The organism is Streptomyces sp. NPDC107522 (assembly GCF_055657525.1).
Genome location: NZ_JBVKAU010000001.1, coordinates 1,072,998 through 1,097,246, shown reverse-complemented (window position 1 = coordinate 1,097,246; position 24,249 = coordinate 1,072,998). Strand labels below are relative to the sequence as shown.

The following is a 24,249-nucleotide window of genomic DNA, read 5'->3' as shown; positions in this document are numbered from 1 at the left end:
AGGGCGGCGGCCACGACGCTGATCGTCAGCGTGCAGATCAGGTTGTCGCCGCCCAGCGCTCAGAGGTTGCCGATCACTTTTCCGGCGAGATCACCGTGCCGCGGCCTCGACGAGCCGGGCGAGGTTGGCCAGCGCCATCCGGGTGCCGGTCTCGTTGTCCTGGGCGGGAACGGCGTCGGGAAGCCCCTCGTGCGCGACGAGAACGTCCGTGCCGCCGTCGACGTCGGTGAGGGTGGTGGTGATCGTCATCGTGCCGTGCAGCGCGGCGTCGTCGGTCTCGAACTCGATCTCCTCGACGACCTGCTCCTCCGGCACAAGGCGCACGAAGTGACCGTGGTAAGTGTCCGTCTGCGGGGCCGACTTGCCGGTGCCGGTGGGCATGTCATACATGAGCGAGACCCGGAACGCCCCGCCTTCCCTGCCCTCGAACTCGTGCACCTGCGCGGTCATGCCGTCCGGCACCCGCCACTTGGCGACGGCGTCCGCGTCCAGCAGGGCCCGGTAGACGGCCGCACGGGAGGCGTTCACATGCCGGGAGACGCGCGTCGACTGCATGACCTCACGATAGTGGCGGGGGTGCGCAGCGGCAGCCGGACGGGACGAGGCCTGGGGGCACGTACGTGTCAGGGGGACTCCCAGTGGGCCAGTGCGCGCATCGCCGCCGCAGTCTGCGTGAACCCGTCCTCGCCCAGCAGCGCCCGCGCCTCGGCGTTGAACCGGTCCACCTCCGGCTGTGCGGCGTCGAGCGCGGCGGCCCCGGCGTCGGTCAACTCCAGTACCACTGCCCGGTGTTCCCGCGGATGCGCCCGCTTCACGAGCAGACCGGCCCCGGTGAGCCGGCCGACCAGCCCGGTGACGGCGGACTCGCGCAGCCCGAGGATGCGGGCCAGCTGCTGCTGGGTGATGCCCGGCTCGTCACGGACCGCGAACAGCGCGCCGAGCTGGGCCGTGGTGATCCCGGCGGCGGCCAGCAGCCGCCGGTCGGAGGCGGTGCGCAGCTGGTGCGCCGCCCGCTGGAGCAGGAAGAACAGACGCTGATCGGGCTCGGGCATGGACCGATGTTGACAGACGCGGCCGGGCGGCGCCATCCTCACTTCACTAGTGAAGTGAGGTGCGCGACGTGAACGACACCCCCGACCTGGCCCTCGCCCGCAAGGTGCTGGCGGCCCAGCCCTTCAGCGTGCTGCTGGGCGCCAGGCTGACGGCCTTCGGCGACGGCGAGGCGGTCCTCGAACTGGACCTGCGCGAGGAGTTGCTGCAACAGCACGGCTTCGCACACGGCGGTCTGCTCAGCTACGCGGCGGACAACGCGCTGTCCTTCGCCGCCGGCGCCGAGGTCGGCATGGGTGTGCTGAGCTCCGGTTTCACCATCGACTTCCTGCGCCCCGCCAAAGGCGAGATCCTGCGCGCCCACGCCCGGGTGATCCGGGCCGGCCGTACGCGTGCGGTGTGCCGCTGCGACCTGACGACGGTCGACGGCGACGGCGCCGAGACCCTGTGCGCCGTCGCCCAGGGCACGATCGCGGTCATCGAACCCCCGCGGGACTCCGAGCGCGACGCGCCCTGACCACCTGTCCGACACCAGGTCCTCGTCGGCTCTCGGCGCTCGTCGGCTCTCAGCGCACGAGGCAGGGCCGTTTCGCGTCGAAGGTCCAGCCGTCGACCAGGTACTGCATCCCGACGGCGTCGTCCCGGCCCGACAAGGCCTTCTCCCCGTACAGCTCGTGTGCGGCGAGGAGCCGGTCCCTGGCCAGGCGGACTCCCAGTCCGGGCGTGTCCGGTACGGCGACCTCGCCGCCGGTGATCCCGGGCGGGGGCGGCCGCTCCGCAGTGGGCGTGGCAGCCCCAGGAGGCTGTGACGACGGCGAAGGTCGCTGAGCCGAGGGCCACGCGGAGGATGACGGCGATCAGCCAGGCTAGGACGATCGGGGAGACGGACCAGCCGTCGGTCGCGTCCTTGATGTAGTCGGATATCCCGCCCTCGACGAGGACGTTCTTGAAGGCGCCGCCCGCTCCGATCACGAGCAGGATCATCGCCATCGCCTGGGCGGCCTCCTTCATGATCGTGGACGGTCGAGGTCAATGGGTCTGCGCCCGTGGATTCAGCGGCGGATTCAGCGGTGGGTTCGCCCGCGGGTTCACTCGGCGGGCGGCGCCGCCTGCCAGCCGCTCCAGCGCTGCACGGTGATCACGATCACCGGTCCGTCCGGCGGCTGCCGCACGTACTGGGGGTATTTCTGCCGCAGAAGCTCGATTGCAGCGGCGTACTTGTCGCGCGCGTCGGGGGCGTCGGGCGGAAGGACGTGGGCGCCGCCGTCCGCCCTGACCCACCACAGGCGGTCCCAGTCGTCGTCGTACACGTCCACCAGCAGGCAGACGGCCGGGTGGACGGCGATGTTGTGGAGCCGCCTGAGCTGCCCGGACCGTTTCGGTTTCCGGTCGACGGCGGTGACGATCTCGTCGCCGCGCAGCGCGAACACGACCGGCACCAGATGGGGCCGGCCCGCGGGATCCACTGTCGCCAGCCGTGCGACCGGCGCCCCGGCGAACCGCCTGCGCGCCTCGTCCTGCTCCATGTCCGGCATGTCGGCTCCTTCGCCCCCCGGCGATAGGCGATGCCCTGTCGCGGGTACCCGTGTCGCGTAGGACGCCTCGTGGGGAGATGACTCGGATGCTGTTCCTCGGCCTGCTCCTCCTCGTGACCACCGGTGTCTTCACCGGGCTGGTCATCGCCGACAATCTGTCCGGCGGCCCGGAGTACACGGTGTCGGTGCTCGGTCAGGACATCGCCACCATGAACACGCTGGCCGTCTTCTGCTCGGGCCTCGCCCTGGCGCTCCTCTTCTGCCTGGGTCTGATCCTGGTGACGAGCCGCAGAGGCCACTCCCGCCATCGCAGGCCGCGACGCCATATGACCCGCGGCGCCTTCCCGTTCCGCCGGACGGCGGATCCCGACGCCCGTGCCTGAGCGGCCCGGCAGCCGAGAGGTGGTGCACATGGTCGGCGACACCGACGACGACATCGAGACGCGACGACGCGGCGGGAGCGGCCATCGCGCGGTGCCGCACACGGCCGACGTGCGGATCGAGGCGTGGGGCGTGAGCCGGGAGCGCTGTCTGGTGGAGGCCGCCCTGGGAATGGTGGAGTGCTTCGCGGACCTCACGGCTGTACGGCCCACCTCGGTGGAGCGGGTGCGGTTCGCGGAGGAGAGCGACGAGGATCTCCTGACCGCACTGCTCGACGAGGTCGTCTTCCGCCTCGACGTGGACGGCCGGGTCCCCGTCGACCTGGAGGCCGACACCACGGACGGGGACCTGGACGTACGCCTCGCACTCGCCGACCTGGCGGACGTGGAGGTCACCGGCGCCACACCGAAGGGCGTCTCCTGGCACGGTCTGCACATCGGGCCGGATCCGTACGGGTGGTCGTGTGCGGTGACCGTGGACGTGTGAGGCATACGGCCGTCCCCGCGCCCTCAGCCCTTCACCACGCCCAGCGGCACCAGCCGGGCCACCGTCCGGCACAGTCCCGCGCCCTCGCTCGCGGCCACCACCTCGCTCACGTCCTTGTACGCCTCGGGGGTCTCCTCCGCCAGGCCGCGCAGGGACCGTGGGCGCACCGCGATGCCCGCCGACTCCAGCCTGGCCCGCAGTTCGCGGCCGCCCACCGCGCGGGCGGCCTTGTGGCGGCTGAGGACCCGGCCCGCGCCGTGGCAGGTGGAGGAGAAGGCGTCTCCGCCGGGCACACCGACCAGGACGTAGGAGGCGGTGCCCATCGTCCCGGGGATCAGCACCGGCTGGCCGACCTCGCGCAGGTCGTCGGGCAGGTCCGGATGGCCGGGCGGGAAGGCGCGGGTCGCGCCCTTGCGGTGGACGCACAGGGTGCGGCGGGCTCCGTGCACCGCGTGGGTCTCGATCTTGGCGAGGTTGTGGGAGACGTCGTACACCAGCGACAGACGGGTGCCCGCGGCCCGGCGGAAGACCTTGCGGGCGGCGTCGGACAGCAACTGGCGGTTGGCGCGGCCGTAGTTGGCCGCGGCAGCCATCGCGCCGAGGTAGCGCTGTCCCTCGGGCGACTCGACGGGGGTGCAGGCCAGTTGGCGGTCGGGGACGTCGATGCCGTGGCGGGACATCGCGCGGTCCATCAGCCGGACGTGGTCCGTGCAGATCTGGTGGCCGAGGCCGCGGGAACCGCAGTGGATCATCACGCACACCTGGCCGAGGACGAGCCCGAACGCGGCGGCGGCCGTCTCGTCGTACACCTCGTCGACGCGCTGCACCTCCAGGAAGTGGTTGGCGGATCCGAGGCTGCCGACCTGACCGAGGCCGCGCTCGCGCGCCCGGGCGCTGACCTGGTCGACGTCGGCGTCGGCGACCGCCCCACCGTCCTCGCAGCGCGTCAGGTCGCGATCCTCGCCGTGGCCCTCCTCGACCGCGTACCGGGAGCCGCCGCGCAGGATCCGCTCCAGCTGGCCGGGGCCGGTCAGGTGCCACACGCCGCCCGGCCCGGCGCCCCGCGGGATCGCCCGGTCCAGACCGTCCATCACCGCCGGCAGCGCGGACCCCAGCACCTTCCGGTCGCTGTCGGCGACCAGCAGCCGTACGCCGCAGGAGATGTCGAAGCCGACCCCGCCGGGCGAGACGACCCCGCCGTCGGCCACGTCGGTCGCCGCGACGCCGCCGATGGGGAAGCCGTAGCCCCAGTGGATGTCGGGCATGGCGTACGACGCCCCGACGATGCCGGGCAAGGTGGCCACGTTGACCACCTGCTCCAGCGATTTCTCGGCGTCCCTCAGCAGTCCCCGGGACGCGAACACGACGCCCGGCACGCGCATCGCGCCGTGCGGGTCGATACGGAAGCGGTGGGGAGCTTCCTCGACCAGTTCCATGACAAGCCTCCCGCGCCTCGGCCGACACCCCGGTCCCCCGAGCCGGACACGCAGGTGCGGGGTACCCGCGCGTGCGGCTCCGTATCGCTCTGGGCGCCGCCGTCGGCATCGAGGGCCGCGCGGACTCATGCCGTTGAGACTCGTACCTTTGAGATATGCGCGGCGGCACCGTGACGCTGTTCGTCTGTGGCGACGTGATGCTCGGACGCGGCGTCGACCAGATCCTGGCCCGGCCGGGCGACCCCGAGCTGCGGGAGGGATATGTCGGCGACGCCCGGTCGTACGTGAGCATGGCGGAGGCGGTGAACGGCCCGATCCCGGCCCCGGTCGACCCGTCCTGGCCGTGGGGCGAGGCGCTGGGGCTGCTGGAGGCGAGCGCGCCGGACGTCCGGATCGTCAACCTGGAGACGTCCGTGACGAGCAGTGACGCGTTCGAGCCCGGCAAGGCGGTCCACTACCGCATGCATCCGGCCAATCTGCCGGCCCTCACCGTGGCCCGGCCCGATGTCTGCGTCCTGGCGAACAACCATGTGCAGGACTTCGGCCGGGCGGGCCTTGAGGAGACGCTCGACGTGCTGCACGCAGCGGGTCTGCGGACCGCGGGCGCTGGGCGGAGCGCCGAGGAGGCGTACGCGCCCGTCGCGCTGTCGCTCGCAGACGGCGGCCGTGTGCTGGTCTTCGCCCTCGGTGCCGGCAACAGCGGCGTCCCCGCGGGCTGGGCGGCGACGGCGGAGCTGCCGGGCGTCGCCTATGTGCCGGAGCTGTCGCCGGCCACGGCCGCCGCCGCGGTGCGGCACATACGGCAGGTGAAGCGGGCGGCCGACATCGTGGTCGTGTCCGTGCACTGGGGCTCCAACTGGGGCTATGTCGTCTCCCGCGATCAGCGTCGCTTCGCGCACGCCCTGGTGGACGGCGGCGTCGACGTCGTCCACGGCCACTCCTCGCATCACCCCCGCCCCGTCGAGGTCTACCGGGACCGGCTGATCCTGCACGGCTGCGGCGACTTCATCGACGACTACGAGGGCATCCCCGGGTACGAGGAGTACCGCGACGACCTCCGCATCGCCTACTTCGTCACGGTGACGGCGGACACCGGCGCCCTGACCGAGCTGCGCATGGTGCCGCTGCTCGCCCGCCGCATGCGGCTGGAGCACCCGCCGGCGGTGGACCTCGGCTGGCTGCACAGCACCCTCGACCGCATCAGCCAGGGCGTCCACCTCACCCTGGCCGCGGACGGCACGCTCGTCCTGTCCGCGCCCGCCGCCCGAGCCACCCCATGACCCGTCGGCTCCGGCTCACCCTGCTGGGCGTCGGCGCGATGAACTCGCCCCGTTTCGCCCCCGCCGGTCTGCTGCTGCGCCACGCCGGACAGCGCGTGGCCTTCGACGGCGGCCCCGGCGCCGAACCGCCACCCGGGCGGCTGGCCGCCTGGCTGGTCACCGACGAGCAGGCGGAGCTGCGGTCCCGGCTGCGCAGGAGCGCGGCCGAGCGGGGCGTCGCCCCACGCGCCGGTGATCTGGACGTGGGCGAGGTGCGGGTGCGCTGCCGTCCCGTGGCGCACACCTCGCACCCGGCCTACGGCTATCGCGTCGAGGCCGGTGAGCTGCTCGTGGTGTGGGCGCCGGAGTTCTGGGAGTTCCCGGCCTGGGCGGCTGGGGCGGACCTGATGTTCGCGGAGGCCGCCGCCTGGAACCGGCCGATACGGTTCCGGGGCGGCGTCGGCGGCCACGCCGATGTGCACACGGTCGCCGAGGAGGCCGTACGGCACAGGGTGCGGCGCCTGATCTGGGCTCATATCGGGCGGCCGAGCATCCGGGCGATCGACGCCGGGCTCAGGCCGCCGGCCGGTGAGTGGGGCGTCGAGGGGCGGACGTACTCGTTGCGGCTGCCCGGGTACGGGCCGGACTGAGCTGGGGCCGGCTGGGCCGAGGCGAGCCTGGGCGGGTCGATACGAGCCCGCGTGGGCCGAGCCGGCCTGCGTGGGTCGAAGCGAGCCTCACTCCCCCCGCAGCGCCTCCAGCACATCCGCGTCGGACAGCTGACCGAAGTCCTCGTACCACTCGCCGACCGCGCTGAACAGCCTCGGCTCGTGCAGGCAGACGAACTCGTCGACCTCCCGGCGCAGTTCCTCGGCCGCCTCCGGTGCGCACACGGGTACGGCGAGCAGCAGGCGCTCGGGGTTCCGGTTGCGTACGGCGCGCACCGCGACGCGTGCCGTGGAGCCGGTGGCGACCCCGTCGTCGACGATGATCGCGGTACGGCCCTGCAGCCCCGGAGCCGGCCGGCCCTCGCGATAGCGCTCCTCGCGCCGCCGCAGCTCCTTGCGCTCCCGCTCCACCACCGGCGCCAGATCGGCCTCACTCAGCCCCAGCCGGTACAGCGTCGCCTCGTCGAAGAGCGGAGGGTCGTCGCCGGCGAGTGCGCCGACCCCGAACTCCTCGTGGAACGGGGCGCCGATCTTGCGTACGACGAGCACGTCCAGCGGGGCGTCCAGCTCCCGGGCGATCTCCCGGCCGACCGCGACGCCGCCCCGGGGCAGCGCGAGGACCACGGGCTGCGGAAGGTTGCCCTTGTCCTGCCGGATGCGCAGCTGCTCCGCCAGCTCCCGCCCGGCCTCCTTGCGGTCACGGAACTGCATGGGTCTCCCCTTCCGTCGGTCGCCGCGTACCCCGCCCACGGCACCGGACACACGCCCCTCCACACGGGTCTGGACCGCTCGGACGGACCTGGCCCAGGGTTCGACGGCAAGCGCTTTCTAGCCTGCCCATGCCAAGTTCTGTTCCACGCCCCCGGCACGCGCGGAAAGGAACCGTCCCGTGCCGCACCACGAATCGCCCCGTCCGCCCCTGTCGTGGAGCCGTAAGGCGTTCCTGCGGGGAATGGCCACTGTGGGCGTGACTCCCCTGTTGCCCGCGATCCTCCCCACAGCCGCCGCAAGGGCAGCATCCGACCGGCCCGATTTTGCGCTGGTCCGGGGCGGCACCGCCGCAGCCCTGTATGTCGACACGGCGGACGACCCCGCCGTGATCCGCGCCGCCGACGATCTCCAGGCGGACCTCGAACGGGTCAGCGGCGTCCGTCCGGAGCTGCGCCACACCGTCCCGGAGACGGCCGCCGCGGGCCTGATCCTGGTGGGCACGCTCCCGTCCGGGCGGTGGGGGCGAAGCTGGCCGAGGCGTACCGGGACGCCTTCTACGAGCTGGTCGAATACCCGGTGCACGGCGCGTACTTGATGAACCGGAAGTACTACTGGGCGGACCGCAACGCGCTCGCGGTCCGGCAGGGGCGGGGGGCCGGGACCAACCGCTTCGCGGACCTGGCCGAGGCGGCCCACGCCGAGGAGGCGGCGCTCACCAAGCGGTACAACACCGAGGTGGCGGGCGGGAAATGGGACGGGATCGTCAACCCGTACCCCTCCCAGATCCCGAAGGCTTCGGGCCGTCCGCCGGTCACCCGGGTCGCCCGGCAGGAGACCTCGGGGCTGGGTGTGGCGGCCGAGGGCAACGAGACCGGCACGGACCGCCCGCTGTCCTTCTCCTCCTACACGCAGGACCGGCGTTTCCTCGACGTCTTCAACACCGGCTTCCTGCGGTTCGACTGGTCGGCCGAGGCGAGCCATCCCTGGGTGCTGCTGAGCGCGGCGGGAGGCTCTCTCACCGAGCAGGCCCGGGTGTGGGTGGAGATCGACTGGGCTCGGGTGCCCGAGGGCTCGTACGACGCCACGGTCGCCGTCAGCGGGGCCGGGCGACGGGTCGAGGTGCCGTTGCGGGTGGTCAATGACGGTCCGCGGGCGCGCCTGCGGGCCCGCGGGTTCGTGGAGGCCCACGGGTACGCCTCGATCGACGCCGTGCACGCCGACCAGCGGGTGACGCGCGGCGGGGCCCGCTGGCGTGTCGTGCGCGGGCTGGGCCGCCGTAGCGGTGCCATGGAGGCGGTGCCGTCGACGGCGGTCCCGGTGACCGCCGACTTCGCCACGAGGGCGCCGGAGTTGAGGTACCGGGTGCGCTTCGGCGGCGCCGGCACCTTCCCGGTCACCGTCTTCCGGCTGCCGTCGCTCGACGAGCGCGGCAGCGCCGGATCGCCGTCGCGCTCGACGACCAGCCGGCCACCGTGCTGACGGGCCAGGCCGTCGCCACCGGCAACCGGGGCGACGCCTGGGCCCGCAACGTGGAGGACGGCGTCGAGAAGATGACGGCCAGGGTGACGGTGGACGCGCCCGGTGAGCACGTCCTGCGGGTCTTCATGGTCGACCCCGGCATCGCCGTCGACCAGATCGTGATCGACACGGGCGGACTGCCGCCGGCGTATCTGGCACCGGCGGAGAGCTACCACCCGGTGTTCAACGCCGACCCGGGCTCCTACTGGATGGTCCAGCCGACGCTGCCGACCCCGGAGCTGTAGATCGCGCACACGCCGGACGACTCGCCGTACTGCCCCGGCGCCAGCGTCACCCACTGGCCCGAGACGTCCGGGGCCCAGCCGCAGACGACCTCGGCGCGGAAGGTGACGGTGCGGTCGGTGTTGTTCTGGCAGCCCGCGATGCCGTGGTCCGGGTTGTTGTTGTGCACCCAGCCGTCGCAGTCGACGGTGCCCACGGCCGCGGGCCGCACGGACGCGGCCTGGGCCGGGCCGGCCAGACCGCCGACGGTGAGCGACACGGCCGAGACGGTGGTGATCAGGCCGGTCGCGAAGATCTTCTTGCTGCGGTTCATGTGTGTGTCCCCGTATCCCCGTGAAGTGGTGGTCCGTTCGGGTCTTGCCGCCTTCAGTCAAGGTCAGCGGCGCTCGGACCGGAACCTCGGACCTCCGAGGGTGGCGCCGGGGGCAGGTTCACCCGTTCGCCGGGCCGGGCGTGTCCGGGCTGTTCCAGTCGTACGGCCCGCCGCCCTGCCATTCGATCAGCTCGGGGTCGTCGACGGCCCGGTCCTCGGCGGGCAGGTCGGCGCGGTGCACCAGGTCCAGCACGTCGAACAGGCTGTACGCGGTGCCCGCCGGTTTGCCGTGGATCGTCACCTGACGTCCGCCGTCCGACGCGGGCGGCAGCACCACCACGGGGGGACGCGTGCTCATGCCACCACCATGCGCTCTGCGCGGCGCGTACGCAGCCCGGCGTACCGGCCACAGTGGCTCGTTCGGCGCATGCCCCCAGGACCGGCCGGGTACGCGGCACGCCGACGGATGCTCGGGTACTGGGGCGTGACCGGATGGCGAAGATCCTTCTCACCGGCTGGTTCAGCTTCCGCGACGGGGAGGTCACGGCGGGTGATGTGCTCGCGTTGAGACGGGTTCAGGACGTGCTGGCCCGGGCGGGGCTCGCGTACGACACGGTGTGGAGTCCGGGGTACGCCGGTGAGGCGCTGCACCTGGACGACGTCCGGCCGGAGGCGTACACGCATGTGGTGTTCGTGTGCGGCCCCCTGCACGGTCCGCAGGTGGCTCGGCTGCACCGGCGATTCGAGCGGTGCCGGCGCATCGTGGTCGGTACGTCCGTGGTGGACCCGGCGGATCCGGCCGTCACCGGATTCCACCGTGTACTGGCCCGGGACGCGCCCGGCCGGGACCCGGTACCGGATCTGTCCGTGAGCGCGCCTCCCGTCGTCCCCTCCCCCGTCGTCGGGGTGATCCTGACGCACGGCCAGCAGGAGTACGGCCGGCAGCGGCGGCACGAGGAGGTCGCCGACACCATGACACGGTGGCTCGGCGGCCTCGACTGCGCGGCGATCGAGCTGGAGACGCGGCTCGACTCCCGTGACTGGCGGCTGAGCACGACGGCCGACCAGCTGCACTCGGTGCTGCCCCGGCTGGACTGTGTCGTCACCGACCGCCTGCACGGCCTTGTGCTCGCGCTGCGCGCGGGGACTCCGGCACTCGCCGTCGATCCGGTCGCCGGCGGGGCCAAGGTGACCGCTCAGGCCCGGGCGTGCGACTGGCCGGCCCTCGTGCCCGCGGAGCGGCTGGACACGGGTGAGCTGGACCGCTGGTGGAACTGGTGCCTCACCGACTGCCGTGCGGCGGCCCGCAGCCGTCGGCGGGAGTTCCTCGCGGGCACGCCCGGGGACGGCGCGGAGGGGCTGCTCGACGCGCTCGTCACGCCGCCCGGTGATCAGGAGCGCCGTCAGCGCTGGTAGAGCCCGACGAGCGTCCCGCTCGCCAGCTGCTGCTGGTCCAGTACCCGGTGTGCTTCGTCGGCCGTGGCCTTCTCCGGGATGGAGACGGGACCCGGGAGGGCGTAGAGGCGGAAGAAGTACCGGTGGGCGTTGTCGCCTGCCGGGGGCTGCGGACCGCCCCACCCCGACTGGCCGTAGCCGTTGCGGTGCGGGTGACTGCCCGGCGTCGTCCCGCCCGTCGGCAGCCCGTCCGTGTGCGGGTCGATACCGGTGACCAGCCAGTGCACGAAGGTCCCCGACGGGGCGTCCGGGTCCTCGCACAGCAGGGCCAGCTCCGAGGCCTCGTCGGGGACTCCGGACCAGGTCAGGGGCGGGGAGACGTTGTCCCCTTCCTTGGCGTAGCGGCGCGGGATCAGCGCGTGGTCGTTGAACGCGGAGCTCTTGAGTTCGATACCGGTCATGCGCGCCGCAGTACCCACACCGCCGCAGACGACACGCGGTGGCGGGAGGCGTTGCGGCGGCACGTCCGGCGGTGCTCGGTGGCAGCCGTCACGGCAGCGGCGTGCCGCCGGTCGCGTTCAGGATTTCCGCGGTGACGAAGCTGGCCTCCTGGGAGGCGAGATAGACGTACGCGGGGGCCAGCTCGGCGGGCTGGGCCGGGCGGCCCAGTGGGCTCTGCTTGCCGAACTCGACCGTGTCGGGCAGCGTCGCCGGGATGAGCGGCGTCCAGACCGGCCCCGGCGCGACCGCGTTGACGCGGATGCCGCGGTCGACGAGCATCTGGGCCAGCCCCTGGGTGAAGGTGACGATCGCGCCCTTCGTCGTCGCGTAGTCCAGCAGATGCGGACTCGGCTTGTACGCCTGCACCGACGTGGAGTTGATGATGCTGCCGCCCTCCGGAATGTGCGGCACGGCGAACTTCGTCAGCCAGAACATGCCGTAGAGGTTGGTGCGCATGACCCGGTCGAACTGTTCGGTGCTGATCGCCTCGATGCCGTCCGGCTGGGACATCTGGTAGGCCGCGTTGTTCACCAGGACGTCGATGCGCCCGAACTCCGCGACCGCGCGCTCGATCAGCGCCCGGCAGTTGTCCTCCTCGCGGATGTCGCAGGACACCGCGACCGCTTTGCGGCCGGCGCCCTCGACGAGCCTGGACGTCTCGCGTGCCTCGTCCGCCTCCTGTTCGAGGTAGGTGAACAGCACGTCGGCGCCCTCCCGGGCGAAGGCCAGGGCCACCGCCCGCCCGATGCCGGAGTCGCCTCCGGTGATGACGGTCTTGCGGCCCTCCAGCCGGCCGGAGCCGCGGTAGCTCTCCTCACCGTGGTCGGGTGGCGGGTCCATCGGACCGGTCCATCCGGGGTGGGGCTGGTCCTGCGCGGGAAACTCGGGACGCGGGTGCTGGGTGGCCGGATTCTGCTGGGTGTGCTGCGGATCGGTCACGAGGGCCTCCTGGACCGCTTGAGCCGGCAAGGACCGTGACCGGGTTCCCGCCCAGCCCGGGCCGAAAAGCCAACCGCAGCGGTCACCGACGCATCACCGGTCCCGCTCCCGTGCGCGAGGTCAGGTGTCGTCCCGGTCCAGCAGTGCCCTGACGCCCTGGGCGGTCAGCGCCAGCTGCTCGGGGGTGCCGGCGTCGATGACCAGGGACAGGTCGCCGGGCCAGCCGTGGGCGAGGACGCCGAGCAGCACACTGCGGTGCCGCCGGATCCGTGGCAGTGCCTGTTCCATGCGTTCCTGGGTGGTGAAGACCGGCACCAGTTCGGTGCCGTCCTCCTGCTCGAACACGGGAAGCGTCAGCGCCTTGGGGGCAGGTCCCTCCGCGTCCGTCGCCGCGGGGAGCAGCACCTCGCTGTGGGCCAGTGTGCTCAGCGCCGCCTGGTCCGCGCCCTTCTCGACGACCGTCCGCAAGGCCTGCTGGGCCGCCAGTGCACCGCTCTCGAAGTGGGGGTCGGTCATGGTTCGTCCCGTCGCCGTGTCGTGTCCCCCCACCGGTCCGGTGTGCGCCGGACGGTTCGGGTACCCGATCCTCAGCCCGTCATGTGCTCGGCGGGCGTCCGTCCGGCCGCCGAGGCCTGACCCCCACACCCTGGCGTGCCTCGTTTCGCCGGGGTCACGCCGGGCACTCGGCGGCTGCGCCGACGTGGAGGGAGAAGCGCCGTGTCATTCCGCGACCGCACCCACGCAGGCCGGGAACTGGCCCTGCGGCTGGTCGAGTGGGCCGACTCCGGCGACCTGCTCCAGGTGCTCGTGCTGGCCCTGCCGCCCGGCGGTGTACCCGTCGCCGCGCAGGTGGCCGGTGCCCTGCACGCCCCGCTGGACGTGCTGGTCACCCGCGAGGTCAGCACCCCCGTCCGGCCCGAGACGCCGATCGGCGCGATCGTCGCCGACGATCCGCCGCTGTACGACCGCCAGAGCCTGGCCATGATGCATCTGTCCGAGGACCGGCTCGGCGATGTCATCGTCCGCGAACGCAACGAGCTGCACCGCATGGAGTACGTCTACCGCGGCCGCCGCCCGCTGCCGTCCGTCAACGGCCGCACGGTCGTCCTCGTCGACGACGGCCTGGCCACCGGCCTGACCGCCACGGCCGCCCTGCGCTTCCTGCGCCGCCACGGCCCGGCGCGGCTGATCCTGGCGGTGCCCGTCGGCAGCCCGCGGACCCTTGCGTCGATCCGCGCCGAGTGCGACGACGTCGTATGCCTCGAGCAGCCGCCGAACCTCCATGTGGTCGGTGAGTGGTACGAGGACTTCGGCCCCGTCACCGACACTCGGGTCGCGGACACGCTGCATGCGTTCCACGCCCCGGCGTGACGCGGGCCCCACAGACAGATGGCCTCCACGTGACGCGGGCCCCACAGGTGTCCTTCCAGGTGTCCTTTCCGTACGACTTGTCCGTACGACGCCCTCAACTCGCCCACGCCATCAGCCGCTCGCCCGTCTCCGGCGCCCGCAGCCTGGCCAGCGACTGCTTCTCCAGCTGGCGGACGCGCTCGCGCGTCAGGCCCACGTGCCGGGCGACCTGTTCGAGCGTGCGCTGCTCGCCGTCGTGCAGGCCGTAGCGGAGGCTGAGGATCATGGCCTCGCGGGGCGCGAGGGTGCCGATGGCCTTCCTCAGGTCCGCCGCGAGCGCCTGGTACTCGGCGATGTCCGCGGCCTGGAGCACCTCGGTGTCGGGGATGAGGTCGCCGACCACGGTCTCCCCGGTCTCGTCGACGGGCGTGTCGAGGCTGACCGCCTGCCGCCCGACCCGGCGCAGCCAGCCGACCCGGTCCTCGGCGAAGCCGCTGTCGCGGGCGACCTCCTCGACGGTGGGCTCGCGTCCCAGGGCGTGCTGGAGACGCCGCTCGATCTTGCCGAGCTTGCGCAGTTCCTCGACGACGTGCATGGGCAGCCGGACGGCGCGGGCGTGCTGGGCCAGGCCGCGCTCGATCGCCTGGCGGATCCACCAGGTGGCGTAGGTGGAGAACTTGAAGCCCTTGGTGTGGTCGAACTTCTCCACCGCGCGGATCAGTCCGAGGTTTCCCTCCTGGATGACGTCGAGCAGGGGCACACCCCGATGGGCGTGCCGCTTGGCCATCGCCACCACCAGCCGGAGGTTGGCCCGGATCATGTGGTCCTTGGCGGCCCGGCCGTCCCGGGCGACCGCCTCCAGTTCGCGGCGCCTGGCCGGATCCAGGGCGGGCTCGCCCACGTCGGCCTGCTGCAGTTCCTCGACGGCCCGCACTCCGGCCTCGATGCGCTGGGCCAGCCGAACTTCGTCCTCGGCGGTGAGCAGGGGGGTCGCCGCGATCTGGGCCAAGTACTGGCCGAGCAGATCCGGTTCCTCGTCGGGCTCGGGGACCCGGCCGCGCGCGCGGGCGGTGCGGGTGGAGGCGCGACGGCTCACCCGGGGGTCCACCGCGGGAGTCTGTGTCAGGGGAGGCATCCTCACGGCCCTCCGTCCCGTGCGTGTCCCCCGTCGTACAGAGCCACCCGAGTACCCGAAGAGCGCGCGACGAACCCCGAACGCGCCATGCCCCGCCGCAGGATCGGCCCGCTCGTCACCCCGGGTCGATCAGCGCGAGGCCGAGGTCGGGACGGTGGATCTTCGCCAGCGCCGCCGGGCTGTCCCGCACGATCACCTCGAGGGTCGGCCACACCTGCCCCTCCAGCAGATGCCCGCCACGCGTCGTACCGTCGGACAGGCCGAGGACGGCGTGCAGATGCGCGGTCGGTCCGTCCTCGCCGACGGCGATGTCCCCCAGCAGCGACAGGACTTCGCACTGCTCGTCGACCCCGATGCGCCGGTAGTCCTTGGCCTCGCGGTCGAACCACCCCACCACGGCCCGCGCGAAGGCGCCCACGGCGGTCCCCTGGGACGCCCCGAGGGCCTGCTCCCGGGCGAAGCGGGTGATCTCGGCGAGGGCCTCCTCGCCCGGAGCCAGGACCAGGACGTACACCGAAGCCGGAGATGCCTGCACCTGTTGCCACTTCATGCGCGCCGGGTACCCGGGCCCCTCCTGACCAACCGAGCGTCGCGCGCCCCCGCGTGACATGGTGGTGCCATGACCATCGAGGTTCGCCCGGCTTCGGTCTTCGACGACGTCCGTGCGGTGATCGGCCCCAAGTCGCCTACGGCGAACGTCTGTTGGTGCCTGAGCTACCGCATCCCGTCCAAGCTCAACAACGAGCTCCGCGGGCCGGCCCGCGGCGCGTACGTAGCCGAGCTGTGCCGTGCCGATCCGCCTCCGGGGGTGCTCGCCTACGACGGTGACGAACCGGTCGGCTGGGCCGCGGTGGCTCCCCGCTCGGCCACGTCGTTCGCCCGCAACCGCAAGATCCCGCACGTCGACGACCTGCCGGTCTGGTCGCTGTGGTGCATCCGCGTCCGCCCCGGCCATCGGAAGCAGGGGATCACCCACGCCCTCATCGCCGGGGCGGTCGAGTTCGCCCGCGACCGGGGTGCGCCGGTGATCGAGGCGTACCCCCTCGACAACGGGGACGCCCGGGTCGACCTGACGATGGCGTACGCCGGGCTGCGCAAGAACTTCGAGCGGGCCGGCTTTGTCCACGCGGCCGACACGACCTCCGTCCTCGCCGGGCATCCCCGGATCCTGATGCGCCTCGACCTGCGCTGACGGGCCGGCCCGGCTCAGTGAACGGAGAACCCGCCGTCGACGAAGATCGACTGCCCGGTGACATAGGCGGAGGCGCGGCTCGCGAGGAACACCGCCGCACCGGCGAAGTCCTCGGCCAGGCCGTTGCGCCCGACCATCGTGCGTGCGGCGAGCGCCGCCACCTTGTCCGGGTCGGAGGACAGGCGTGCGTTCAGGGGCGTCATGACGAACCCCGGCACGAGCGTGTTGCAGGTGACGCCGTACGGCGACCATGCCTCCGCCTGGGAACGGGCCAGCGACTCCAGTGCCCCCTTGGACACGCCGTAGGCGCCGCTCTGGACGAACGCCCGATGCGCCTGCTGGGAGGTGATGTGGATGATCCGTCCGAAGCCCCGCTCGGCCATGCCTGGCCCGAACCGCTGCCCCAGCAGATGGGGCGCCTCCAGGTTCACGGCCATCGTGGTGTCCCAGACGTCCTCGCCCAGCTCGCCCATCGGGGGACGCAGGTTGATCCCGGCGGAGTTGACCAGGATGTCGGGCTCCCCGAACACCCGGGCCGCCTCGTCCGCGGCGCCCCGCACGCCGTCGCGCGTGCCCAGGTCGGCGCTCACCCAGGCCGCCCGGCAGCCGTGCGCCTCCAGCTCGCCGACCGTCTCGGCCAGCTCCGCCTCCTTGCGCGCCACGATCACCACACGCGCTCCCGCGCGGGCGAGGGCTTCGGCGATGGCCCGGCCGATGCCGGAACTGCCACCGGTCACCAGGGCGACCCGCCCGTCGAGGGAGAACAGTTCGGAGAGGTATGCCTGCGAGGTCATGCCCGCACCCTAGGACGCGGACGCACGGAGGCAGCGCTCGGGGCGTCGTCATCGCGTTCCCGCCGGACCGGTGCGCGCACAACCGGTGCACGCATAGTCGTGCGCATGCCCGGTACTCGGCGATCACGGAGCGCCCCTTTCGACGAAGCGCTCCTTCGAGAGGAGCGGCACGATGTCCATGCCGTTGACCGTCGACGCCCAGGCGCACGGTCTGGTCGGCGACGGTACGACCAATGACCAGCCGGCGCTCGCGAAGCTGGTGGACGCGCTGGGGGCGGCGTGCGAGGCGGACGGCCGGCCTCGCGTCATTCAGGCCCCGCCCGGCCGCTACGTGATCCGCAACCAGGCCGTCGTATGGCGCAGCGGGGTGTCGCTGATCGGGGCCGGGCGGGGCGCCACCTGCTTCGTCCTGGGCAATCCCGACGCCCCGACGACACCGGTGCCGCTGGCTTGGTTCACCTCCCAGCTGCACGGAGCAGGCCCGGACCACCACATCGAGGACGTGACCTTCGCGCACTTCGAGATCGACGGCTCGGGTGTGGTGACGGAGGAGTACGACCCCCTGGCCAAGGGGCTCGGGTTGCAGTACGTGCTGCGCGGCCGCTTCAGCGACCTGTACATCCACGACACCGCGGCGACCGGCTTCGGCTGCGACTTCCTGCAGGACACGGTGGTGGAGGGCGTGCTGGCCGCCCGCTGCGGCCGGCAGGACCCCGGCGACAAGATGGGGGGTGCGGGTCTCGGGATCGGGATCGGCGGCTGGGGCATGGTCGAACGGCTGACGCTGACGGCCTGCACCGCGCTCGGCAACGGCACCAACGGCATCTTCGTGGAGTTGCAGCAGGAGGAGTGGCCGCCGCCGCGAGGCATCCGCATCACCGCCTGCCACGCGGAGGACAACCGGTTCGGCATCTCCGACTGGGGCGCCGACGGTCTGGTCGTCACCTCCTCGACGATGGTCTCCAACCATCAGGCCGGGTTCGACGTGTCCTCCCAGGGCACCGCGGGTGTCGGCGGACGCGGCGGCATCGTCACCGGCTGTGTGATCGACGGCAACGTCCGCGACGGCATCGGGTTCGGGAACACGCCGGGCCCGTACGCCTTCCGCGGCAACCGCATCAGCAACAACGGCCGCTACGGCTATTGGGAGCACAACCTCGCCGGCGGCGACCAGGAGCCGGTCGCGGACCTCGTGCTGGAGTCCAACGACATCCGGGACAACGCGCTCGACGGCATCCGCATCGACGCGGACCTGCGCGACCCGGCGATCATGGGGAACCGCATCCGCAACAACGGCCGGCGTGCCGCGCCTGCGGCCTCCGGCGGTGGCGAGGGCGTGCACTTCACGAGCCTGTCCCTGACCGACGAGAACGCCGACTGGCCCCCGGACGGGCACCGCGGCAAGCGGCTGACGGTCGACGGCCAGAGCGCGCTGGTCACGTTCAACACGTCGACCCGACTGGCCCTGGCCCCCATGCGCCCGGGCGCGGGCACGGCGTGGACCGACGGCACACCCGAGGCGGGCTCCGCTTACCGGCTGCCGGACTCCCCGGGCCCGCGAGCCGGGCTCACCGCTGCGGCGGCCGTCGCCGGAGCGCAGGTGAGCAGCAACCGGATCTGGGACGACCAGCAGCCCAGGACGCAGACGCACGGCGTGTGGATCACCCATGCCGGCCGTTGGACGGGCGGTCGCGTCATCGGCAACGACTTCGGCGGCAACGCGTCCTCGGCCACCCGCTTCGACACGGCACCCCACGGCGGCCGCTGGCGCGACAACGACACCGGCCCCTAGGCCACCTGCCACCAGGCGAAGATGTGCAGCGCCGCCTCGATCCGGGCCTTCGTAGGGGCGTCGGGTTCTCCGGCGACGCTGACGAAGACCACGCAGGAGCCCGGGTCGGCCGCGACGAACAGGGTCAGCGGCACCTGGCCCGACAGGGGGTGGTCGTACCACTCGGCCCGCTCTACGTCTGTTCCCGGCAGGGCGGTTTCGACGGCCTGCCAGTCCGAGTCGTCGAAGTCGTATTCCGCGAACGCAGCGACTGATTCACAGAACGGGCGCAGGTTGGTGTCGAAGATCCACCCGCCGGCGAAGACGCCGTCAGGGTAGGGAGTGGTCACCCCGCCAGTGAACCAGGCCACGAGCATCGCTTCCGCAGCCGGGGTGTGCGTGCGGCGTCAGCGCCGCTGTGGCACCGGTTCCCGGGGTTCCAGGCGCAGGTGGGCGCCCTGGCGTCGCAGCGCGCGCTGGACGAGGTGGTAGGGGACCTCGCGGGGGCTGCGGCCGAGTCGCACGGACAGGGCGGCGCAGACGCCGGCCGCCTGGCCGGTGGCCATGGAGATGGGCATGACGCGGTAGGACGAGTGCGCCACGTGGGAGCCGGAGATGCAGCGGCCGGCGACGAGCAGGCGGTCGGTGTCCCGGGGCAGCAGACAGCGCAGGGGGATGTCGTAGAAGTGGCCGCGCGGGACGCGTTTGAGGACGGTGCCGCTGCCCCTGGGGTTGTGGATGTCGACCGGGTAGGCGCCGTGCGCGACCGCGTCCGGGAAGGAGCGCGCCGCGAGGATGTCGTGGCCGGTGAGGTGGTAGTCGCCGAGGATGCGGCGGGTCTCCCGTACACCGATCTGGACGCCGCTCTGGGCCACGTACGACTTGTTGAAGCCCGGCACCTTGCGGCGCAGGAAGCGGTCGATCTGTTCCATCTGGCGGCGCGCGACGTACTCGGCGCGGCTGAGGTCCCAGACGTCTGTGCCGAGCGCCCTGGTGACGCGGGTGCTGTTGACGCTGACCTCGCCGGGGTGCGGGGTGCCGAAGAACAGGATGTCCTCGCGGGGCAGGCGCAGTCCGCCCGCCTCGGTGGCCTCTTGGACGAGGTCCCACAGCCCGTGCACGCCCCGCCACTGGTCGGGATGCTCGCTGACGTACTCGGAGAAGAGCGGCTGGAGGAAGTCGACCACGCGGAACATCAGCGTCATCGGCTGCACCAGCCCGTCCTCCGGCCGGCCGATCTCGTACGGCGCCCCGGCGGCCGCGGCGATGTCCCCGTCCCCCGTGCCGTCCACGACGACTCCGGCGTCGATCACCACCGGCCCGGACTTGGTCTCGAAAACCACCCGCCAGCCGTCGTCGAGGGGCAGCGCGGAGGAGGCGAAGGAGTGGAACAGCATCCGCACGCCCACCTGGTCCATCAGGTCGAGGAGGACGAGTTTGTAGATCTCCGGGTCGAACGGCACGGTGTAGCCGGTGTCCGGGGACGGCGGGATACAGCCGCCCCGTGCGGTGAGCCGGTCCAGCAGGAGCCACAGGAACCCGGCCACCACCGGTTCGCCCTCGCCGTGGTCGGTCGGCAGCAGTCGGCTGTTGTTGCCGTCCTCGTTGAAGACCGCCTGCTTCTTCTCGTTGTGGAACGACATCAGCGGCATCACCAGCGCGACGGTGGCATTGCCGCCGAGGAAGCCGTAGCGCTCCACCAGTACGACGTCGGCCCCGGCGTCGGCCGCCGCATAGGCCGCGGCGGTGCCGGCCGGTCCGCCGCCGACGACCAGGACGTCCGTGCGGCCCCCGTGGCGGGCCGCTCGCGGTGGCAGGGTGACGGTCGTGGCGGGGCGGGGTGGTTCCAGGATCGGCATCGCTTCTCCCGTCGACTGGGTTCGGTTGCGGACGGCGCGCTCCCTCCCGGGCCCACGGCCTGCGGTGTCCCGGCGTCACGCCCCGTGGTCCCTCAGGTCGGCCGTCGCGGAGCCCGGGGTCAGAATCAGGTCGGCGTCCTCGGCCCGCCGTGTGTCGTGTGCGCCGCCGTCGATGGAGTCCAGCAGGGCTCCGCAGCGGGCGCAGGTCTCCCGGGCCAGGGCCCGCAGCCCGTGCACCCTGGTGGTGAGGTCGGCCTGCCGGTGCGGGAACTCGTCCCAGAGCCGGTCCACCTCGGCGAGCAGGAGCCCGGCCTGCTCCCGCGCCACCCCGACCAGGGCGGGCGCCCCCGTACGGCGGGCGAAGTCGAAGACCTTCCCGGAGTACGGCAGTGGCAGCACGGGCAGGCCGGACAGCGCGGCGAAGATCACGACGTGCAGGCGCATGCCGACCACCATGTCCAGGTGGCTCATGAAGCCGAGGACCTGGCCGGGGCTGTAGGAGTTGTGCAGGATGCGGCCCAGGTCCGGGGCGCTCATCCGGGACAGCACGCCGTGGGCGTGCCGCACGTCCTGGCGTTCCATCGGCACGAAGACCACGTGGGCGTCCAGCCGCCGGGCGAGGAAGTCCGCGACGTCGGCGAGCAGCGCGTGGTAGTCGTCCTCGTCGAGTTTCTCCGCCGCGCGGCCGGGCTCGCGCACGGACATCCCTACCAGCCGGGCGCCGATGGGGAGGCCCTCCTGCCGCATCATCTGCTCGGTGAAGGGTTCCGGTGCGAGCAGCAGCGCCGGGTCGGCAGTGACGGTGAGTTCGCACTCGACGCCGACCTCCTCCAGGACGAGGCGGGACTCCTCGTCGCGCACCACGACCTCGGTCATCTCAGGCAGCACGGTGCGCACGGCTTCCCGGTCGTCCGCCTCACGCAGCGGGCCCGCGCCGACCGCATAGGCGAAGGTGGGCACACCGCGTTCGTGAGCCGCCTTCACCAGCCGCAGATAGCGCCGCGCCTCACCGTCGTAGAGGATTCCGCCGCCGCCCAGCACCAGCAGGTCCAGTCCGCCGAGGGCGTCGAGGACGGGTTTCTGCGGGACGCCCTCCCAGTCGATCACCTCGTCGGCTTGCGGCTGATGGGTGCGGGTGTGCTCGGCGTTCCGGCTGAAGACGACGAGCCGCGCATGCGGCCGATGGGCGCGCAGGCAGCTCAGAACACACATCAAAATCGCTTCGTCGCCCATGTTGCACCCGCCGTACGAGCCGAGCAGGCCGATCCGCAGATCCGGCGAGACGGGCGACGGGTGCTGGTTGATCGTCATCCGGGACTCCCGTTCGAAGGAGGCGGGCGGGACACACGAGGACGGCTCCTCGCCGAGAGACTGCGAGCCGGGTCTGCCGAGGCCGGCCACACGCCGGTCGTCGGGCCCGGAGCGCCCGGGCCTTTAGAGACAGTATGGGTGCTCCCGCACCACTCGTCCTTTCCGTCGCTGGACCACGCTGCTCGACGGGTAACCCGCCAGGCGAGGGCGACACCGGCGGACGTCACCGTGTCACCCCTCGGCGAGGGGGGTACCCGGTTCCGCGCTCGACGGTGCCGGGCCCCTCCCCCGTCCGGAGGAGGGCGGACCGGCCGCCCCTGTGCGCAGGAGGACCACGATGAGCGTGAGCCACCACACCCCGTCGCAGGCCGAGGGTGAGCGCGACGACGCCGAAACCCCCTGGGCCCACCATCCGACTCCGGAGTACACGACGCCCTCCCAGGCCGAGGGCGAGCGCGACGACGACGAGGCGACGACCGAAGCCACCGAGGTGCCGGACACCGAGGTCCCCGGTACCGGTTCCTGACGCCGCCACGCCGACGCACGGCTTCCCCGACGACCGCTCAGCCGGCGTGGCTCACCCGACGTATCTGCGCGCCGACGACGAACGCCGGGCGCGCTGCAGTGCCATCACCCGGTCCTCGATCTCCGGTGGCACCGGGTCGCGCTGGCGCAGTACCCAGGGCAGGCCGGCCGCCGCGTGGGCGAAGGCGCGGGCCGAGGCCATGTCGTGGGGGACGGTGGCCATCAGGTGGGCCGTACGCCGCAGCGCCGGCAGGAGCGGGCGGCGCAACCAGGTGAACCAGAGCGTGTTGCGCAGGCCGAGGATCCGGCGTGCCGTGCTGTCCCGCAGCTCCGAAGCTCTGTGATGAACCGTCAGGTCCTCGGCGTGGCTCAACCACCAGCCCTGCCGCTGCAGGTCGGTGGCCAGCAGTTCCTCCTCACCGCCGAGCCACAGGCCCGGATGGAAGCCGCCTGCGGCCCTGAAGGCCTCGGTGCGCAGACGGTGGCGGCCGCGAGGAAGGACCCGAGGGCCGGGCCCGGCAACCAGTCGGGGCCCGTCAGCGGTGACTCCCTGAGCTCCTGGACGACCGGATCCTCCGTGCCGGACGGCTCCACGAGGATGCGCGCGGTGACCGCCGCGAGGAGCGACCGCTCGTCGAGCAGGTCCGCCGCCCGCCGGAGGCTGCCGGGTTCCCACCAGGTGTCGTCGTCGCAGAAGGCGACGTAGGGCGTACGGACCCGGCGCAAGGCCAGGTTGCGTCCGACCGCGCCCAGATTGCGGCCGGGCCGCAGCAGCACGACCTCCGGGAAGTCGCGCCGGACCGCCTCGGCGGTTCCGTCGGTGGAGGCGTTGTCGGTGACGACGACGTGCGGTCGCTCGGGCAGCTCCCGCAGGCGGCCGAGGGTGTGCAGGAGCTCCACGCACCGGTTGTGGGTGATCACCACCACGGTCGTACGGCCGTCCGGACCGCCGGGCGCCGCGTTCCGTGCGCTCATGCCGGCCGGTTCCCCTCCGCGGGTGCGAGCGCGCCGTCCCCGGCCAGCAGCCGGGCGGCCTGCTCGACGTGCTGCGGCAGCCGCCGGCGCCGCGTGACGGCGGCGGGCCAGCGTACGAGTACCTCACGCAGCGCCCTTCGGGCGCCGGGCTCGCCGGTGACGGCCGAGGTCCCGAGACGCGCGCTGGCCCTCATGGCCACCGGGAGCGGACGGCGCAGCCACAGGGTCAGCACTTCGTTGCGGCGCACCAGGTGGCTACGGCCGTCGCGGCCGCCCGGCTCCGGGAGGTGACGTGCCGTCAGCGACGGTACGTACGTCACGCCCCAGCCTGCGGCCGCCATGTCGTAGGCGAGCAGGGTCTCCTCCCCGCCGAAGAAGAGCAGCGGGTGACAGCCGCCCGTCGAGAGGAAGACGTCCCGGCGCACCACGCAGGCGCAGCCCAGGAAGCCGAGCACCGGACGGCCCGGCAGGTCGGGTTCGTCCGGCAGGGGGGAGTCCGCGAGGACGGCGTTGAGCGGGTCGTCGGCCGCGTCTGTGCCGACGAGTGTGCGGGCGGCCACCAGGCCGAGACGGGGGTGTGTGTCGAGCAGGTCGGCCGCCTGGCGCAGCGCGCCGGGGGTCCACCACGAGTCGTCGTCGCTGAAGGCGACGTAAGGCGTCCGCGCGTGCCGTACGGCGAGGTTGCGGCCGAGGGCTCCGGTGTTCTCGCTGGGCCTGAGCAGTCGGGCCGCCGCGGGGTGCCGGCGCACCGCGGTGCTGGTCTCGTCGTCGGAGCCGTTGTCCACCACGATCACCGCGGGCCGCTCGGGCATGGCGGCCAGGGCGTCCAGCGTGCGCAGCACGCTCGTGGGACGGTCGCGGGTGATCACCGCGACCGTGACACGCCCGTCGGGGCCGTCCGC

Annotated in this window: 28 protein-coding genes and 4 pseudogenes; 12 read left to right on the top strand and 20 right to left on the bottom strand. The window is 72.7% G+C overall.

Annotated features, from left to right (window positions below):
• Nucleotides 1–90: 90 nt before the first annotated feature.
• Entirely contained in the window at nt 91–555 is a 465-nt protein-coding gene (locus tag ACZ7L6_RS05095) for an SRPBCC domain-containing protein (protein ID WP_471920549.1), read from the bottom strand.
• Nucleotides 556–623: 68 nt separating this feature from the next.
• Complete coding sequence (locus ACZ7L6_RS05090) at nt 624–1,052, bottom strand: MarR family winged helix-turn-helix transcriptional regulator (protein ID WP_471920548.1); 429 nt, start codon at nt 1,050–1,052, stop codon at nt 624–626.
• Between the two features lie 68 nt (nt 1,053–1,120).
• Between ACZ7L6_RS05090 and ACZ7L6_RS05085 the strand changes: the two genes are divergently transcribed.
• On the top strand, nt 1,121–1,567 hold the full coding sequence (locus ACZ7L6_RS05085) for a PaaI family thioesterase (RefSeq protein WP_471920547.1): 447 nt from the start codon (nt 1,121–1,123) through the stop codon (nt 1,565–1,567).
• Between the two features lie 49 nt (nt 1,568–1,616).
• Here the strand turns inward: ACZ7L6_RS05085 and gudD are convergent.
• The 3 genes and pseudogenes from gudD to ACZ7L6_RS05070 form a co-directional block, all read right to left on the bottom strand.
• Nucleotides 1,617–1,814, bottom strand: a pseudogene (gudD, locus tag ACZ7L6_RS05080) (glucarate dehydratase); the annotation flags it as partial.
• A 34-nt stretch (nt 1,815–1,848) separates the two neighbouring features.
• Nucleotides 1,849–2,055, bottom strand: a pseudogene (locus tag ACZ7L6_RS05075) (GntT/GntP/DsdX family permease); the annotation flags it as partial.
• An 83-nt stretch (nt 2,056–2,138) separates the two neighbouring features.
• A complete protein-coding gene (locus ACZ7L6_RS05070; protein ID WP_471920546.1) occupies nt 2,139–2,585 on the bottom strand; it encodes a TIGR03668 family PPOX class F420-dependent oxidoreductase in 447 nt (148 codons plus the stop codon).
• A gap of 77 nt (nt 2,586–2,662) precedes the next feature.
• Here ACZ7L6_RS05070 and ACZ7L6_RS05065 point away from each other — a divergent pair, with 77 nt between their 5' ends.
• Nucleotides 2,663–2,968, top strand: coding sequence for a hypothetical protein (locus tag ACZ7L6_RS05065; protein WP_471920545.1), 306 nt, complete (start codon nt 2,663–2,665; stop codon nt 2,966–2,968).
• A gap of 28 nt (nt 2,969–2,996) precedes the next feature.
• A complete protein-coding gene (locus tag ACZ7L6_RS05060) occupies nt 2,997–3,452 on the top strand; it encodes an archease (RefSeq protein WP_471920544.1) in 456 nt (151 codons plus the stop codon).
• Nucleotides 3,453–3,475: 23 nt separating this feature from the next.
• On the opposite strand, the gene ACZ7L6_RS05055 is transcribed toward ACZ7L6_RS05060, so the two are convergent.
• The gene (locus ACZ7L6_RS05055) at nt 3,476–4,888 is read right to left on the bottom strand and encodes an RtcB family protein (protein WP_471920543.1); all 1,413 of its coding nucleotides are present in this window, start codon (nt 4,886–4,888) and stop codon (nt 3,476–3,478) included.
• A gap of 155 nt (nt 4,889–5,043) precedes the next feature.
• On the opposite strand from ACZ7L6_RS05055, the gene ACZ7L6_RS05050 reads away from it, so the two are divergent.
• Together ACZ7L6_RS05050 and ACZ7L6_RS05045 are read left to right on the top strand one after the other, a co-directional pair.
• Entirely contained in the window at nt 5,044–6,168 is a 1,125-nt protein-coding gene (locus ACZ7L6_RS05050; RefSeq protein ID WP_471920542.1) for a CapA family protein, read from the top strand.
• Nucleotides 6,165–6,797, top strand: a complete 633-nt coding sequence (locus ACZ7L6_RS05045; protein WP_471920541.1) for an MBL fold metallo-hydrolase — start codon at nt 6,165–6,167, stop codon at nt 6,795–6,797. The genes ACZ7L6_RS05050 and ACZ7L6_RS05045 overlap by 4 nt, the downstream gene beginning before the upstream one ends.
• Before the next feature lie 87 nt (nt 6,798–6,884).
• On the opposite strand, the gene ACZ7L6_RS05040 is transcribed toward ACZ7L6_RS05045, so the two are convergent.
• Entirely contained in the window at nt 6,885–7,526 is a 642-nt protein-coding gene (locus ACZ7L6_RS05040) for a phosphoribosyltransferase (RefSeq protein ID WP_471920540.1), read from the bottom strand.
• A gap of 178 nt (nt 7,527–7,704) precedes the next feature.
• On the opposite strand from ACZ7L6_RS05040, the gene ACZ7L6_RS05035 reads away from it, so the two are divergent.
• Nucleotides 7,705–8,121: a hypothetical protein gene (locus ACZ7L6_RS05035; RefSeq protein WP_471920539.1), complete on the top strand. Its 417-nt coding sequence runs from the start codon at nt 7,705–7,707 to the stop codon at nt 8,119–8,121.
• Nucleotides 8,121–9,289, top strand: a pseudogene (locus ACZ7L6_RS05030) (hypothetical protein). The gene ACZ7L6_RS05035 and the pseudogene ACZ7L6_RS05030 overlap by 1 nt, the downstream one beginning before the upstream one ends.
• Here the strand turns inward: ACZ7L6_RS05030 and ACZ7L6_RS05025 are convergent.
• Nucleotides 9,247–9,600, bottom strand: coding sequence for a hypothetical protein (locus ACZ7L6_RS05025; protein ID WP_471920538.1), 354 nt, complete (start codon nt 9,598–9,600; stop codon nt 9,247–9,249). The pseudogene ACZ7L6_RS05030 and the gene ACZ7L6_RS05025 overlap by 43 nt on opposite strands.
• 118 nt (nt 9,601–9,718) lie before the next feature.
• Nucleotides 9,719–9,958 carry a hypothetical protein gene (locus tag ACZ7L6_RS05020; protein WP_471920537.1) on the bottom strand — a complete coding sequence of 80 codons (240 nt, stop codon included), beginning with the start codon at nt 9,956–9,958 and terminating at the stop codon, nt 9,719–9,721.
• A 134-nt stretch (nt 9,959–10,092) separates the two neighbouring features.
• Between ACZ7L6_RS05020 and ACZ7L6_RS05015 the strand changes: the two genes are divergently transcribed.
• Nucleotides 10,093–11,016, top strand: a complete 924-nt coding sequence (locus tag ACZ7L6_RS05015) for a polysaccharide pyruvyl transferase family protein (RefSeq protein ID WP_471920536.1) — start codon at nt 10,093–10,095, stop codon at nt 11,014–11,016.
• On the opposite strand, the gene ACZ7L6_RS05010 is transcribed toward ACZ7L6_RS05015, so the two are convergent.
• From ACZ7L6_RS05010 to ACZ7L6_RS05000, 3 genes are all read right to left on the bottom strand, one after another.
• Nucleotides 11,004–11,456, bottom strand: coding sequence for a YbhB/YbcL family Raf kinase inhibitor-like protein (locus ACZ7L6_RS05010; RefSeq protein WP_471920535.1), 453 nt, complete (start codon nt 11,454–11,456; stop codon nt 11,004–11,006). The two genes, ACZ7L6_RS05015 and ACZ7L6_RS05010, sit on opposite strands and share 13 nt — an antisense overlap.
• 88 nt (nt 11,457–11,544) lie before the next feature.
• A complete protein-coding gene (locus tag ACZ7L6_RS05005) occupies nt 11,545–12,435 on the bottom strand; it encodes an SDR family oxidoreductase (protein ID WP_471920534.1) in 891 nt (296 codons plus the stop codon).
• 120 nt (nt 12,436–12,555) lie between these two features.
• Entirely contained in the window at nt 12,556–12,951 is a 396-nt protein-coding gene (locus ACZ7L6_RS05000; RefSeq protein ID WP_471920533.1) for an SseB family protein, read from the bottom strand.
• Between the two features lie 201 nt (nt 12,952–13,152).
• Here ACZ7L6_RS05000 and ACZ7L6_RS04995 point away from each other — a divergent pair, with 201 nt between their 5' ends.
• Nucleotides 13,153–13,806, top strand: coding sequence for a phosphoribosyltransferase (locus ACZ7L6_RS04995; RefSeq protein ID WP_471920532.1), 654 nt, complete (start codon nt 13,153–13,155; stop codon nt 13,804–13,806).
• Between the two features lie 94 nt (nt 13,807–13,900).
• Here ACZ7L6_RS04995 and ACZ7L6_RS04990 read toward each other — a convergent pair whose 3' ends face one another.
• Together ACZ7L6_RS04990 and ACZ7L6_RS04985 are read right to left on the bottom strand one after the other, a co-directional pair.
• Complete coding sequence (locus ACZ7L6_RS04990) at nt 13,901–14,920, bottom strand: sigma-70 family RNA polymerase sigma factor (protein ID WP_471920531.1); 1,020 nt, start codon at nt 14,918–14,920, stop codon at nt 13,901–13,903.
• Nucleotides 14,921–15,035: 115 nt separating this feature from the next.
• A complete protein-coding gene (locus ACZ7L6_RS04985; protein WP_471920530.1) occupies nt 15,036–15,470 on the bottom strand; it encodes a PPC domain-containing DNA-binding protein in 435 nt (144 codons plus the stop codon).
• A 69-nt stretch (nt 15,471–15,539) separates the two neighbouring features.
• Here ACZ7L6_RS04985 and ACZ7L6_RS04980 point away from each other — a divergent pair, with 69 nt between their 5' ends.
• A complete protein-coding gene (locus ACZ7L6_RS04980) occupies nt 15,540–16,112 on the top strand; it encodes a GNAT family N-acetyltransferase (RefSeq protein ID WP_471920529.1) in 573 nt (190 codons plus the stop codon).
• Between the two features lie 14 nt (nt 16,113–16,126).
• Here ACZ7L6_RS04980 and ACZ7L6_RS04975 read toward each other — a convergent pair whose 3' ends face one another.
• Nucleotides 16,127–16,906, bottom strand: a complete 780-nt coding sequence (locus ACZ7L6_RS04975) for an SDR family NAD(P)-dependent oxidoreductase (protein ID WP_471920528.1) — start codon at nt 16,904–16,906, stop codon at nt 16,127–16,129.
• 172 nt (nt 16,907–17,078) lie between these two features.
• Here ACZ7L6_RS04975 and ACZ7L6_RS04970 point away from each other — a divergent pair, with 172 nt between their 5' ends.
• Nucleotides 17,079–18,698 (top strand): right-handed parallel beta-helix repeat-containing protein, encoded by a 1,620-nt coding sequence (locus tag ACZ7L6_RS04970; RefSeq protein ID WP_471920527.1) that lies wholly within the window; start codon nt 17,079–17,081, stop codon nt 18,696–18,698.
• Here the strand turns inward: ACZ7L6_RS04970 and ACZ7L6_RS04965 are convergent.
• From ACZ7L6_RS04965 to ACZ7L6_RS04955, 3 genes are all read right to left on the bottom strand, one after another.
• A complete protein-coding gene (locus ACZ7L6_RS04965; RefSeq protein ID WP_471920526.1) occupies nt 18,695–19,027 on the bottom strand; it encodes a hypothetical protein in 333 nt (110 codons plus the stop codon). The genes ACZ7L6_RS04970 and ACZ7L6_RS04965 overlap by 4 nt on opposite strands.
• Before the next feature lie 57 nt (nt 19,028–19,084).
• On the bottom strand, nt 19,085–20,536 hold the full coding sequence (locus tag ACZ7L6_RS04960; protein ID WP_471920525.1) for an FAD-dependent oxidoreductase: 1,452 nt from the start codon (nt 20,534–20,536) through the stop codon (nt 19,085–19,087).
• Nucleotides 20,537–20,611: 75 nt separating this feature from the next.
• Nucleotides 20,612–21,847 carry a polysaccharide pyruvyl transferase family protein gene (locus tag ACZ7L6_RS04955; RefSeq protein WP_471920524.1) on the bottom strand — a complete coding sequence of 412 codons (1,236 nt, stop codon included), beginning with the start codon at nt 21,845–21,847 and terminating at the stop codon, nt 20,612–20,614.
• A gap of 337 nt (nt 21,848–22,184) precedes the next feature.
• Here ACZ7L6_RS04955 and ACZ7L6_RS04950 point away from each other — a divergent pair, with 337 nt between their 5' ends.
• Nucleotides 22,185–22,373 carry a hypothetical protein gene (locus tag ACZ7L6_RS04950; protein WP_471920523.1) on the top strand — a complete coding sequence of 63 codons (189 nt, stop codon included), beginning with the start codon at nt 22,185–22,187 and terminating at the stop codon, nt 22,371–22,373.
• A 51-nt stretch (nt 22,374–22,424) separates the two neighbouring features.
• Here the strand turns inward: ACZ7L6_RS04950 and ACZ7L6_RS04945 are convergent.
• Together ACZ7L6_RS04945 and ACZ7L6_RS04940 are read right to left on the bottom strand one after the other, a co-directional pair.
• Nucleotides 22,425–23,347: pseudogene (locus ACZ7L6_RS04945) on the bottom strand (glycosyltransferase family 2 protein).
• Nucleotides 23,344–24,189, bottom strand: a complete 846-nt coding sequence (locus ACZ7L6_RS04940) for a glycosyltransferase (RefSeq protein WP_471920522.1) — start codon at nt 24,187–24,189, stop codon at nt 23,344–23,346. Before ACZ7L6_RS04940 ends, ACZ7L6_RS04945 begins: the two are co-directional and overlap by 4 nt.
• Nucleotides 24,190–24,249: the final 60 nt, after the last annotated feature.